Genomic DNA, 13194 nt, shown 5'->3' on the forward strand with positions numbered 1-13194 from the left:
ACTCTCAGGCATGATTTACTGCTTTTTCAGCACTGATAGCGTATAATTGCCCGATTTAATAACTTTATATTTATATAGAATATAAAGTCTGGCTGGCAATTATCCTACCCGCGGTAGCGGGCAAACGCAAATTACTTCAGGTAGTATGTCTTTAACCGTTATCGGACTCAATCACCAAACTGCGCCAGTTTCTGTACGTGAACGTTTGGCTTTCCCTGCCATAGAACTGGCAGAAGCACTGACTGCGCTTGGCAGTCAGGAAGAAATAGCAGAAGCGATGATTCTGTCTACCTGTAACCGTACAGAAATTTACTGTACTGGTAATGCAACCACAGCCATACAATGGCTGGCCGACTACCATCAATTGCCATTATCTGAATTTGCTCCCTATTTATATCAATTCCATGATAAACAGGCTGTGCAGCATGCCTTTCGGGTGGCTTGCGGACTGGATTCAATGGTTTTAGGTGAACCGCAGATTCTCGGACAATTAAAAGAAGCCGTACGCGTTGCCCGCAGCCGGCATACGCTGCATCAGCAGCTGAATGCTCTGTTTGAAAAAACTTTTGCAGCAGCTAAAGAAATTCGCAATGAAAGTGCAGTTGGAGAAAACTCTGTATCCATGGCTGCTGCTGCAGTTAAAATGGCCGCACAGATTTTTCCTGATATTTCAGCATTGAATGTTTTAATGGTGGGTGCCGGTGAAATGATTGAGCTGGTAGCCACCTATTTTGCCGCAGAATGTCCGCGGCGCCTGACTGTTTTAAACCGTACACTGGAGCGGGCTCAGGAGTTATGTCAGAAATTAAGCTGTGAAGCAGATGCACGCATATTAACTGCTTTACCTGAAATTCTGGCTGAATACGACGTAATTGTTTCTTCTACTGCCAGCCCTTTTCCGGTTATTGGTAAAGGTTTAGTAGAACGCGCACTCAGGCAGCGGCGCGGCATGCCGATGTTTTTGCTTGATCTGGCCGTACCACGCGACATTGAAGCCGAAGCAGGCGAACTGAACGATGCGTATTTATATAGTGTTGATGATATGGTTCATATTGTGCAGCATGGTCAGGCAGCACGACAACAGGCTGCAGCTGAAGCTGAAAAGATGGTTGCAGGCAAAGTTGCTGAGTTTATTGCATGGCAACAGACACGTAATAGCGTTCCTTTAATTTGTGAATTGCGCGATCAGGGTGAACAGCAGCGCAGCAAAGCAGTCAATAAAGCTCTGCGCCGTCTGCGTAAAGGTACACCTGTTGAAGAAGTATTGCAGCGTTTAAGCCGTGAATTAACCAATAGCCTTTTGCATGCACCCACCCGAGCTTTAAATAAAGACAGTCAGCAATATCCTGAGCTGGCCGAGGCCATTTGTCAGATTTACCAGCTGCATGGAAAAAATCAGCAGCATTAGCTACTGCCTCCAATTTATTCATAATCCTTAACTCTATATATTTAATACGACTGATAGCTTTTATTTAATACGGAATACCAGATGAAACCTTCATTGATAGACAAGTTACAGCACCTGACTGAGCGTCTGGAAGAAGTAACCGCTTTGCTGGCTTCTCCTGATGTCACGGACAATATTGACGAATATCGTCGCCTTACTCGTGAACATGCCGAGCTTACACCGGTAGTAGAAACCTATCGCCAGTATACACAGGCAGAAACTGATTTAGCTGCCGCAGAAGAAATGCTGGCAGACCCGGAATTAAAAGAATTTGCGGCTGAAGAAATCAATACTGCCCGTAATCAGATTACTCAGCTGGATGGCGAGCTGCAAAAACTTTTGTTACCGAAAGACGAAGATGATGACAAGAATATTTTCATAGAAATTCGTGCCGGAACCGGTGGTGATGAAGCAGCTTTATTTGCCGGCGATTTATTGCGCATGTATACCCGCTTTGCAGAACGTATGGGCTGGCAGGTAGAAATTGTATCCGCCAGTGAAAGTGATCTGGGTGGCTATAAAGAAGTGATTGCACGCATTGCAGGCATGAATGTTTACAGTCAGCTCAAATTTGAATCTGGCGGCCATCGGGTTCAGCGCGTACCAACTACAGAAAGTCAGGGCAGAATCCATACCTCAGCCTGTACTGTGGCCATTATGCCGGAAGCCGATGAAGTTGCTGAAGTACAGCTTAATCCGAACGATTTACGCATTGATACTTTCCGTGCCTCCGGTGCGGGTGGTCAGCATATTAATAAGACGGATTCTGCCGTACGTATTACTCACTTACCAACGGGTATGGTAGTGGAATGTCAGGATGGTCGTTCACAGCATGCCAATAAAGCACAGGCAATGCGCGTACTTGCCTCCCGACTGTATGAACAGCAGAAACATGCTGCTCATGCCAAAGAGGCTGCTGAACGTAAAAGCCTGATTGGCAGCGGCGACCGCAGTGAACGTATTCGAACTTATAATTATCCCCAAGGCAGAGTAACCGATCATCGCATCAATCTTACTCTGCATAAACTGGATTTTATTATGGATGGTGATTTATCTGAGCTGACACAGGCATTAATTGCCGAGCATCAGGCTCAGCAGCTGGCACAATTAAGTAATGCCGGCTAAGCTCATCAAAAAAAGCTGTTCTGATTTTCAGAACAGCTTTTCAATATAAATCGGCTACAACAAAGAATTAAGCCTGCTGCCATAAAATAGAAACCAGATTGCAGCAATCGCCAGTACAATTCCGGCAGCATTCAAACCATTGATTTTTTCTTTAAACACAAAAGCGCCAATAATAGTGGCCAGTGTTATTACACCCAGATTCATACCGGCAAACACCAGCGAAGGATCTTGCTGAAAATACTGATGTGCACGAATGTAAAACAGAATATTGGCAAAATTCAAACCACCCAGTATCAGACCTGCCAGAATACTGGCCGCATTCCAGACTATTCTGCGTAAACACAGATAACATATAATCAGAATGGCAGCGAGTATAAATGACACCAGCAAGGTCGGTGCAAAAGCTGTTCCGCTTTTCGCCATCTGTTTAAACAGAATATCTGTAGTTCCGTAACAAAGCCATACACCGAATAAATAGCCGGCAGTACTTAAAAAATCGCCTTTTCCTTTGCTTTTAGCCGGATTCTCACGATACAGCAAGGTAAGCAAGGCCATTAGTGCCAGTGCAATTCCAATAATTTTATTAGTGCTTAAAGTTTCTCCAAAGAGCACAAATGCGGCTACTATAGGCATAAATAGCGACAGGCGCTGGGCGGCATCTGTTTTTACCATTCCCGCCTGTTCGATAGCCCGCCCCAGCACAATAAAGCCGAGCGGCAGACCAATACCCAAAGCCAGAAAAATAATCCAGTGACTACTATAAGTATACCAGTCAGAAAAATCCGGACGTAAAAAAAACCAGGTGCAGGCAGCAGCTACCGGGTAATTAATCGCTACGGCCTGAGCAATATTAACACCGTTTCTGCGTGCCAGTTTCAGTAATACTGACACAGAGACACTACATAGAATACTAATAATCAGAAAATGCATTTTTCCCCCAAAATCAAAATTTACGAACTGACTTATCAGCTATTAAAAACTAAAAATCAAAATCTGCCTGTAGCCATATTTGCTCAATCAGATTTTGTTCTGTCTGGTCTGCTGGTTGTGGTTGCATTTGCTCCAGCTTGCGCCGGCGCAATGCACACAAACGCAGCACATACTGTTTCTGAGTATCAGACATACGTAACCAGTAAAGACGCTCGTCCCTGCTGCGCAGACAGCCCTTGCAATATGCCTTATGATTGCTTTCACAAACACCTTTACAGGGACTGGGAATAACAAAAAATTCTAACTGTTCCATTGCCTAGGTTTTGCATCCCTCTTCAATACCACAATTACAACAGACTGCCTCAAATAACCCAGCCGGAATAACACCGGAAAAACGTTAACTATGACACATACACAGATGTAAGTCAGCCTCTTTAATACGGACAGAACATCTGATTTTGCTAAAAATTCCACGAAAAGCAGAGTAAATGTTATAATTCAAGGTTAATTTTCCTTACAAATAGCTAATAAACTAGGTTACACACTCCTATGAGTAAAAAAATTCGTAATATTGCCATTATCGCACACGTCGACCACGGCAAAACCACACTGGTAGACCAGTTATTGCGCCAGTCCGGTACTTTCCGTGCCAATCAGCAGGTAGACGAACGAGTAATGGACAGCAACGATCTTGAAAAAGAACGCGGCATTACCATTCTTGCCAAAAATACCGCCATCGAATACGAAGGCTACCATATTAATATCGTTGATACACCCGGACATGCCGACTTTGGCGGCGAAGTAGAACGTGTACTGGGAATGGTAGACTGTGTGCTACTACTGGTGGATGCACAGGAAGGTCCGATGCCGCAAACCCGCTTTGTTACCAAAAAAGCACTGGCATTAGGGCTGAAACCGATTGTAGTGATCAATAAAATTGATAAGCCAAGTGCCCGCCCGAGCTGGGTAATTGACCAGACATTTGAACTATTCGATAAACTGGGCGCTACCGATGAACAGCTCGACTTCCCTATCGTTTATGCTTCTGGTCTGTCTGGCTTTGCCAAGCTGAATGAAGAAGACGAATCTACCGATATGCGTCCGCTGTTTGAAACCATTCTGAAATATACCCCGGAACCAGCCGGTGATGCAGATAAACCTCTGCAATTACAGATTTCTCAGCTTGATTATGATAACTATACCGGCCGGCTGGGTATCGGTCGTATTCTGAACGGACGAATTAAACCCGGTCAGGTAGTAGCTATCATGAATGAAGATAAGCAGATTGGTCAGGGACGCATTAATCAGTTGCTTGGCTTCAAAGGATTGGAACGCATTCCGTTACAAGAAGCAGAAGCCGGTGATATTGTTACGGTTTCCGGACTGGAAGATATAGGTATCGGTGTTACCATTGCTGATCGTGAACAACCTCAGGGGCTGCCTATGCTGAGCGTAGACGAACCTACCCTGACGATGGATTTCATGGTCAACACCAGCCCGCTGGCCGGTACAGAAGGTAAATTTGTTACCAGTCGCCAGATTCGCGAACGTTTGCAAAAAGAATTGCTGACCAATGTAGCCCTTCGCGTTGAAGACACAGCAGACGCAGATGTATTCCGTGTTTCAGGCCGTGGTGAGCTTCATCTGACTATTCTGATTGAAAATATGCGCCGTGAAGGTTATGAGCTGGCTGTCGGCAAACCACGTGTGGTTTTCCGTGAAATTGACGGCGTTAAATGCGAACCTTACGAAAACCTGACTGTCGATGTAGAAGACAATACTCAGGGTGCTGTAATGGAAGAACTGGGTCGCCGCCGCGGTGAACTGACCAATATGGAAAGCGACGGCAAAGGCCGTACCCGTCTGGAATACCGTATTCCTGCGCGCGGTCTGATTGGTTTTCAGGGTGAATTCATGACCATGACCCGTGGTCAGGGACTGATGAGCCACGTATTTGATAATTACGCACCAGTAAAAGCAGAAATACCCGGCCGCCGCAATGGTGTACTGGTATCACAAGAACAGGGTGATGCCGTAGCCTATGCTTTATGGAATCTGGAAGACCGAGGTCGTATGTTTATCAATCCGGGCGAAAAAATTTACGAAGGCATGATTATCGGTATTCATAGCCGTGACAATGATCTGGTTGTTAATCCGCTGAAAGGCAAAAAACTGACTAATGTCCGTGCTTCCGGCACAGATGAAGCAGTGCGTCTGACTCCGCCGGTACTAATGTCTCTGGAAGCTGCGGTAGAGTTTATCGATGATGATGAACTAGTAGAAATTACTCCGCAAACCATTCGTCTGCGTAAACGCTACCTGAGCGAACAGGAACGCCGCAAACACTTTAAAAAATTAGATTAATTAAAGTTTATCTGGTACAGGCAGCTTTTTAAAGGCTGCCTTTTTTCAATATCGAATATTTATCTTTAAGAAAAATATTTCATAATAAATAGCATTGTTATTCAATCTAGTTATTGTATTGCTATTGAATCATCCAGTCTCAACAAATAACGCAGGTTTATTTATCATTTATATTTTATACAGATTGTCTGTACTGCAAATGCTCACTAATATACAGATACCATGCCAAACTGATAAAATTATCTGTTATTAATCACCGGCTGATTACATATTTTTTATCTACACAACAAAATTTATCCTTGTATGTGACAACCGCATCCCCCATTTTACTATTCTATATTATGAATTTTATTAAGGACTAATTTGCCATGAATGCAGTATTGGTAATATTGGCTATTGTTTTATTACTCATTGGTTTATTAGGTACATTTATGCCTGCTTTACCGGGTCTGCCTCTCATGTTCGGAGGTGCATGGTTACTGGCATTGAGCAGCAATTATCAGATTATGGGGGCACCCACATTAATTACTTTAGGTATACTGACTTTATTAGGTTGTTTTCTAGATTATATGGCCGGTATGCTGGGCGCTAAACATAGTGGTGCAAGCAGAAGAGCTATCTGGGGTTCTTTTATTGGTGCGATTATTGGCATGTTTTTTGCCTTACCGGGCATGGTATTGGGGCCGTTAATTGGTGCAGCAACCGGTGAATTTATTGCCAGACGCAATCTGGTCGCTGCCGGCAAGGTAGGTTTTGCCACACTGATTGGCCTGGTTGTTGGTGTGGTTGCCAAAATTGGCTGTGCATTTGCCATTCTGATTACCATCGCTGTGATGTATTTGTATTCGCTATATTAATTATTATTATGTAATAATAGCCATAATTTCAGGACTGTGTCTGAAACCGACTTGTTATTCACCCATTCCAAACAATTCTGTTTCAATTGTCTGCTTATCAGGGCTTGTCTTATCATAGCTTGCCCATAAGTACTGGCAATCAATTTCTATTATCTGTAAAACTAAAATTATGCCCGCTGCTGCTTCATTCGCATTGCCTAAAACCAGACAGACTGTAATCTGGTCTGATTTAAATGCTGGTTGTCTGCCATTATTACTTAGCCAGCATTTACCTGAAAAAAAACTGAAAATTATTTTAACTGCAGATACCGAACAGGCAATCCGTATTCAGGCAGCATGGCAATTTTTTGATCCTGCTGCACGTATCATGTTTTTCCCGGACTGGGAAACTCTGCCCTACGAACATTTTTCTCCTCATCAGGAGCTAGTATCAGAGCGACTAAGTACATTGTGGCAACTAAAAAACGGACTGGTTGACGTTTTATTGTTACCGCTGGCAACAGCCATGCAAAAAATTGCTCCTCCTTCATTTTTGCTGGGACATACTTTCTGGCTGAAAACCGGGCAGGAACTGAATATTGAAGCATTGAAACACAGCCTGGTTGAAGCCGGCTATAACCATGTTTCTCATGTGGTGGCGACCGGAGAATTCGCCATGCGTGGCGGTATTCTCGATATTTTTCCAATGGGCAGTGACACACCGTTTCGTCTGGACTTATTTGACAATGAAATTGATACCATCAAAACATTTGATGCAGACAGCCAGCGCACATTAACCACAGTAAATGAAATTCGTCTGTTACCGGCACATGAATTTCCAACCGACAGTGATGCACAGAAAATATTCCGCAGCCGCTTTCGGGAAGAAATCAATAGCGATGCCCGAAAAGCAACTGTGTATAATGCAGTATCTGAAGGACATTTCGGGGCGGGTGTTGAGTATTACCTGCCTTTATTTTTTGAAGAAGAATGTGTCAGTATCTTTGATTACACAGATGATGAAGCCATTCTGGTTTGTCTGGGTGATATTCATCAAGAATCTGCCCGCATCTGGCAGGATGTCAAACAACGCTACATTCTGTCACAGGGCGATCCGGCCTATCCCCCGCTGGCACCAGATTATCTTTATCTTAGTGAAGACCAGTTCGGGGCACGTATTAAATCTTATGCGCGTCTTGTTCCGCAAATCAGCGAAGACACTACTTATACGCTGCCAAGTGTCGCAGTAGACAGACAGGCTGATGATCCGCTCCACACACTGAAAAATTTTCTCCAACAATGGTCAGGACGGGTACTGATTTGCGCAGAAAGTCTCGGACGCCGGGAAACCATGCTCAATTTTATGCGCCAGTACAGTTTACAGCCAGATATTGTCAATAGCTGGCAGGACTTTCTGAACAGTAATTCCAGCTTGTGCCTGACTATTGCGCCGTTAAGTTACGGTTGCCTGCTGACAGATCAGCAACTGGCTATTATTACTGAGGCTGATTTATACCAGTATGTTATTCGCGGCCGGCGTACAAGACGCAAACATAGTGCTGTTTCAGACGGCATGCTGCGCGATTTGGCTGAAATCAAAATTGGTGATCCCGTGGTACATGAACAACATGGTATCGGACGCTATCAGGGTCTGGTAACTCTGGATTTAGGTGAAGGTGCCTGTGAAATGATGCTACTGGAGTATGCTGAAGGTTCTCAGTTATATGTACCTGTTAGTCAGCTCCAGCTTATTTCCCGCTATGCAGGCAGTGCTCATGATAACATCAGTTTGCATAAACTGGGTCATGGAGCATGGGATAAAGCACGACATAAAGCCGCGGAAAAAGCCAGAGATACAGCTGCCGAATTATTAAATCTATATGCTCAGCGTGAAGCTCAGCAAGGCCATCGCTTTAGTCTGAATGAAATGGATTATCAGGCTTTTGCCAATGGCTTTGGCTATGAAGAAACCGAAGATCAGGCTGCGGCAATCGCTGCGACCATAAAAGATTTATGTGCTGAAAAGCCCATGGACAGACTGATTTGCGGAGATGTAGGCTTTGGTAAAACTGAGGTTGCGCTACGCGCCGCTTTTGTAGCAGCAATGGCTGGTAAACAGGTGGTAGTACTTGCGCCAACTACACTGCTTGTTGAGCAACATGCACAAAATTTTGCTGATCGCTTTGCAGACTTTCCGATTAAAGTTGCCCAGCTTTCCCGCTTTAATACCAGTAAACAAACACAGGCCACACTTGCCGGATTGGCTGACGGCACAGTAGATATTGTGATTGGTACCCATAAACTGGTTCAGCCGGATGTCCATTTTAAAAATCTGGGACTGGTTATTATAGATGAAGAACATCGCTTTGGCGTGCGTCAGAAAGAACAGCTTAAACGCCTGCGCGCTAATGTGGATGTGCTTACACTGACCGCAACACCAATTCCGCGTACATTAAGTATGGCGCTGGAAGGCCTGCGTGATTTTTCATTGATTACCACAGCGCCAAGCCGCCGGCTTGCTGTAAAAACCTTTGTTCGTCCTTACAGCGAAGGTTTAATACGAGAAGCCGTGTTACGTGAACTGAAACGTGGCGGACAGGTGTTTTTTCTGCACAATGAAGTTGATACCATTGCTAACACTTATGAAAAATTAACTACTTTATTACCTGAAGCCCGTATCGGTATCGCTCATGGACAACTGCGTGAACGCGAACTGGAACAAATTATGCGGGATTTTCTTCAGCAGCGTTATAACGTGTTACTGTGTTCAACTATCATTGAAACCGGAATTGATATACCCAATGCCAATACGATTATTATTGAGCGAGCTGATAAGTTTGGTCTTGCCCAGTTGCATCAGCTGCGTGGCCGTGTAGGCCGTTCTCATCATCAGGCATATGCCTATCTACTGATACCGGATGCAATGACCAAAGATGCACAGAAACGTCTGGAAGCCATAGAAATGGCTGATGATCTGGGAGCCGGATTTACATTAGCCATGCAGGATTTAGAAATCCGTGGTGCCGGCGAAATTTTGGGTGAAGGACAGTCTGGTGAAATGATTCAGGTCGGATTTACTTTATATACCGAAATGCTCAAGCAGGCCGTGCGCAATTTGAAGAAAGGCAGAGAGCCGGATCTGGATGCCCCGCTGGGTATTACCAGTGACATTAAATTACATAGCCCTGCTCTGCTGCCGGAAAGTTATTGCCCGGATATTCATGCCAGACTGGTGTTGTACAAACGCCTGGCCAGCTGTGAAACAGAAGCTGAGATAGACCAGATACACGAAGAACTGATCGACCGTTTCGGGCTTCCTGAACCGGCCGTCTCCACGTTGATTGCCAGCCATCATTTACGCATTGAAGCAGCCAGCTTAGGCATAGACACAATTGACGCCAGTAGTGAAGCCATTACTTTTACTTTTGGCAAACATCATCGTATTAACCCCGCAACTATTGTAGCCATTATGCAAAGTGATAAAAACTACCGTCTGACTGGAGCAGATAAACTCAGAGTTAGCATTGGTATTGAAGACGTTATGCAACGTGTCCAGATTATTAAAAACATTATGAAACAACTTGCGGTTGATGCTGGCTAAACTTAAAAATAACAGGTAAGCATTTTTAGCTGACAGCCAAAAATAAAAATCAGTATTTAAAGCTGAATAACAAAAAGCAGTCATACGATGAAAATAGTATGGCTGCTTTTATTTTGTATCAGTATTGAAAACAGCCAAAATTTACCAAATTTTCCAGAGTGAGACTTTAGCTGAATTTATCCAGAGCAAACAGCTCATTAGCATATTTTTTTAGCCACTTACGGGCATTATCAGCATCAGCACAGTATTCTGCAACCATTGCCCAGAAAGCTTTACCATGGTTGGCATGGCGCAAGTGGCACAATTCATGAATACAGACATAATCCACCACGTCAGCAGGTGCGCCAATTAATCTCCAGTTGAGACGGATTCCGCTACGCCGGCGACATACTCCCCAAAAAGTTCGCGCCCCACTTAATGTCATTGCCATTGGCTGCAACTGCATTACATTTGCCCAATATTGCAAGCGTAGCAACAATTCCTTTTTGGCACTTTGTTTTAACCATGCTTTCAAAAGTACATAGGGCGACTGTGAATTTACCAGTGGTACTAAAAAGCCATATTGCTTATGCCACTGCACTTTTGTTAGTACGGATATCTGAGTAAAAGGATATGCCTGCCCACGAAACCAGATAAATTCAGGTAATGCTGTTGCTATTTTTTCTGATTGCTTCCACAGTTTTTTAATAGCAATTTCATTAACGTTTAGCCATTCATACAAAGATTTCATTGATACAAATGGCGGAACGTTAATATCCAGTAAACAACCTGATGCAGGACGTACAATAATATTTTTTTTTGCTGTACGCCGTAATTTCAGCCTGATGGTATCGCCATCTGTAGTTGTGTGAAGAAATTCCGACATGACAACTAATCTGTTAAAAATGTAAATAAATTACTATCTGAGACAAGCAGATATTTCTATTAACCAGCTCATCATATTATTCATATCCCGTTTCAGATTCAGTCTAAAAAAATTAAATAGGCTACCTGTTTATCTGCTCAGGATTCAGCAAAACACTATTTAAAAAATAAAAAGTATCAATATTCAACTGATATCAATTAATGCGGCACGAACGGCGTTGGTACTTGCGGATGCTCTGGTGCAAACGGTCCCACCCCCTGAATTTTTACTTGCTCGGATTCTATCCATTGCTCACAGATTCTAATTAATTCTTCCGGATTATGAGCTGACTCATAATGAATCGGTTCACCAATCACTACTGTTACTTTACCCGGATATTTAAAAAAGGAATCTTTAGGCCAGAATTCGCCACTATTTAATGCGACCGGCACCAGATTCATATGTAGTTCCTGTGCCATTCGGGCAGCACCTTTTTTATAATGACCACGGAAACCTGGCTTAATTCGTGTACCTTCCGGAAAAATACAAATCCACATCCCCTTTTGCTTGCATATTTTCCCCTGACTGATAATCTGGGCATTTGCCGCTTTAGGGTTTTTACGATCAATACCGATTGTGCCGCGCCATTTCAGTGCCCAGCCAAAAACCGGTATACGAAAAAGTTCGCGTTTAGCCACAAAGGCGAGATCAGGGAAAAATACCAGCATGGCCAGCGTTTCCCAGCCGGATTGGTGTTTACAGCACACAATTCCGGGTTCGCGCGGAATATTTTCCCGACCGGTAACTTCGTATTTCAATCCGATAATGTGCTCCAGCATCCAGAAAAGAGATTTTCCCCACACAGTGGTTGTCCATGTAACCCCTTTTGGTACCAGCATGGAAACAATTACTACCACCAGCCAGATTAATGAAAATACACACAAACAAAACCAGTAAATCAAATTACGCAACAACAGCATGTTATATTATTCCTCGGCTGCCTGTTCAGCCAGAGTACGACAATATTTGGCAAAATCCAGCAAATCATCGTACACCTGAGTATCTTCCGGCAATTCTTCCATTTTTAATGTTTCCTTGCCTTTACCGGTTAAAACCAGTACAGGATGACCGCCAATTGCGGCAATTGCCTGCATATCGCGAATACCATCTCCGACAAGCCAGGTATTTTCTGCTTTCATATGCAGACGATCCAGAATATCCAGCAACAAACCGGGTTCAGGTTTACGACATTTACATTTAGCATTACCGGTATGCGGACAAAACCAAACCCCGCTTAAGCGGCCGCCAGCTTTCTGTATATGAGTATGCATTTTGCTATGTACTTCATTCAGCTGCTGCATACTGACCTGATTACGCCCAATACCAGACATATTTTCCGCCACAACAACGGTATAACCACTTTGAGTCAGAAAGGCAACAGCATCCATACTACCCGGTAAGGGAAGCCACTGATCAGGATCGCTGATGGGCTGCGGTTGCATAACATTCAACACACCATCGCGATCCAGTATGATTAATTTGCCTTTTCCATTCAATGCCATATTTAACCTTATTGCACCGGCTTCAAACTTTGCCGCCACTGAATCAAAGCACTATCAAATACGCCATCAAGTAAAGACTGATTTTCATTATTAATTTCTACATGATAAAAGCTTTGCAAGGCCGGCGTATTTAATGTTTGCACATAATCTTCCATAAAACGACCATAGCCCTCATCTTCATCTTCATAGTAATAAAGTGAAAACCGTCGTCCTTCATCGTTAAAGTCACTGTCTTCCAGACAACCGGCCATATTATTCAGAACAAATTCAGCTCCGCTCATAACCTGAGCTTTCAGTGCTGCCATATCTTCTTCTGCCGCTTCATCCCATTGCGGATTATATAAACCGCGGCGTACAGCCCATGACCAGTAATAACCCATATGTGTAGCAGCATTAGCCAGTGACAACGCAGGCGGATAATCTTCTTCTGTATGGAATACTATATTATCAAATATCATAATTTAGCTTTCATCCACTATTTAAGA

At 43.7% G+C, this 13194-nt stretch carries 11 protein-coding genes; 5 read left to right on the top strand and 6 right to left on the bottom strand.

The window, feature by feature from the left end:
* The first annotated feature begins 145 nt into the window (after positions 1-145).
* Entirely contained in the window at positions 146-1408 is a 1263-nt protein-coding gene (gene hemA, locus H3U82_RS04330; protein WP_198209370.1) for a glutamyl-tRNA reductase, read from the top strand.
* Positions 1409-1489: 81 nt separating this feature from the next.
* Complete coding sequence (prfA, locus tag H3U82_RS04335; protein WP_110414173.1) at positions 1490-2572, top strand: peptide chain release factor 1; 1083 nt, start codon at positions 1490-1492, stop codon at positions 2570-2572.
* A gap of 54 nt (positions 2573-2626) precedes the next feature.
* Here the strand turns inward: prfA and H3U82_RS04340 are convergent, their stop codons facing one another.
* Together H3U82_RS04340 and H3U82_RS04345 are read right to left on the bottom strand one after the other, a co-directional pair.
* Positions 2627-3502, bottom strand: a complete 876-nt coding sequence (locus H3U82_RS04340) for an EamA/RhaT family transporter (protein ID WP_198209372.1) — start codon at positions 3500-3502, stop codon at positions 2627-2629.
* Positions 3503-3551: 49 nt separating this feature from the next.
* Positions 3552-3815 carry a DUF1289 domain-containing protein gene (locus tag H3U82_RS04345; RefSeq protein WP_198209374.1) on the bottom strand — a complete coding sequence of 88 codons (264 nt, stop codon included), beginning with the start codon at positions 3813-3815 and terminating at the stop codon, positions 3552-3554.
* Positions 3816-4051: 236 nt separating this feature from the next.
* Between H3U82_RS04345 and typA the strand changes: the two genes are divergently transcribed.
* The 3 genes from typA to mfd all read left to right on the top strand — a co-directional run bounded on the left by typA (position 4052) and on the right by mfd (position 10303).
* On the top strand, positions 4052-5866 hold the full coding sequence (gene typA, locus H3U82_RS04350; protein ID WP_025330592.1) for a translational GTPase TypA: 1815 nt from the start codon (positions 4052-4054) through the stop codon (positions 5864-5866).
* Between the two features lie 368 nt (positions 5867-6234).
* Complete coding sequence (locus tag H3U82_RS04355) at positions 6235-6723, top strand: DUF456 domain-containing protein (RefSeq protein ID WP_025330591.1); 489 nt, start codon at positions 6235-6237, stop codon at positions 6721-6723.
* Positions 6724-6892: 169 nt separating this feature from the next.
* The gene (gene mfd / locus H3U82_RS04360) at positions 6893-10303 is read left to right on the top strand and encodes a transcription-repair coupling factor (protein ID WP_198209376.1); all 3411 of its coding nucleotides are present in this window, start codon (positions 6893-6895) and stop codon (positions 10301-10303) included.
* A gap of 166 nt (positions 10304-10469) precedes the next feature.
* Here the strand turns inward: mfd and H3U82_RS04365 are convergent, their stop codons facing one another.
* The 4 genes from H3U82_RS04365 to H3U82_RS04380 form a co-directional block, all read right to left on the bottom strand.
* The gene (locus tag H3U82_RS04365; RefSeq protein ID WP_198209378.1) at positions 10470-11168 is read right to left on the bottom strand and encodes a M48 family metallopeptidase; all 699 of its coding nucleotides are present in this window, start codon (positions 11166-11168) and stop codon (positions 10470-10472) included.
* A 197-nt stretch (positions 11169-11365) separates the two neighbouring features.
* Positions 11366-12127 carry a 1-acyl-sn-glycerol-3-phosphate acyltransferase gene (locus tag H3U82_RS04370; RefSeq protein ID WP_037475573.1) on the bottom strand — a complete coding sequence of 254 codons (762 nt, stop codon included), beginning with the start codon at positions 12125-12127 and terminating at the stop codon, positions 11366-11368.
* Positions 12128-12133: 6 nt separating this feature from the next.
* On the bottom strand, positions 12134-12709 hold the full coding sequence (gmhB, locus tag H3U82_RS04375; RefSeq protein ID WP_025330587.1) for a D-glycero-beta-D-manno-heptose 1,7-bisphosphate 7-phosphatase: 576 nt from the start codon (positions 12707-12709) through the stop codon (positions 12134-12136).
* An 8-nt stretch (positions 12710-12717) separates the two neighbouring features.
* On the bottom strand, positions 12718-13167 hold the full coding sequence (locus tag H3U82_RS04380; protein WP_232336103.1) for a cell surface protein: 450 nt from the start codon (positions 13165-13167) through the stop codon (positions 12718-12720).
* Positions 13168-13194: the final 27 nt, after the last annotated feature.

It is taken from the genome of Snodgrassella sp. W8132, assembly GCF_016100865.1.
In the GTDB taxonomy this organism is placed as follows: Bacteria; Pseudomonadota; Gammaproteobacteria; order Burkholderiales; family Neisseriaceae; genus Snodgrassella; species Snodgrassella alvi.

What these genes read in the sequence shown, in the direction of transcription:
- gmhB (WP_025330587.1), bottom strand. Translation starts at nt 12,709, where the DNA reads ATGGCATTGAATGGAAAAGGCAAATTAATCATACTGGATCGCGATGGT.
- typA (WP_025330592.1), top strand. Translation starts at nt 4,052, where the DNA reads ATGAGTAAAAAAATTCGTAATATTGCCATTATCGCACACGTCGACCAC.
- mfd (WP_198209376.1), top strand. Translation starts at nt 6,893, where the DNA reads ATGCCCGCTGCTGCTTCATTCGCATTGCCTAAAACCAGACAGACTGTA.
- H3U82_RS04355 (WP_025330591.1), top strand. Translation starts at nt 6,235, where the DNA reads ATGAATGCAGTATTGGTAATATTGGCTATTGTTTTATTACTCATTGGT.
- H3U82_RS04340 (WP_198209372.1), bottom strand. Translation starts at nt 3,502, where the DNA reads ATGCATTTTCTGATTATTAGTATTCTATGTAGTGTCTCTGTGTCAGTA.
- H3U82_RS04365 (WP_198209378.1), bottom strand. Translation starts at nt 11,168, where the DNA reads ATGTCGGAATTTCTTCACACAACTACAGATGGCGATACCATCAGGCTG.
- H3U82_RS04370 (WP_037475573.1), bottom strand. Translation starts at nt 12,127, where the DNA reads ATGCTGTTGTTGCGTAATTTGATTTACTGGTTTTGTTTGTGTGTATTT.
- H3U82_RS04380 (WP_232336103.1), bottom strand. Translation starts at nt 13,167, where the DNA reads ATGATATTTGATAATATAGTATTCCATACAGAAGAAGATTATCCGCCT.
- hemA (WP_198209370.1), top strand. Translation starts at nt 146, where the DNA reads ATGTCTTTAACCGTTATCGGACTCAATCACCAAACTGCGCCAGTTTCT.
- H3U82_RS04345 (WP_198209374.1), bottom strand. Translation starts at nt 3,815, where the DNA reads ATGGAACAGTTAGAATTTTTTGTTATTCCCAGTCCCTGTAAAGGTGTT.
- prfA (WP_110414173.1), top strand. Translation starts at nt 1,490, where the DNA reads ATGAAACCTTCATTGATAGACAAGTTACAGCACCTGACTGAGCGTCTG.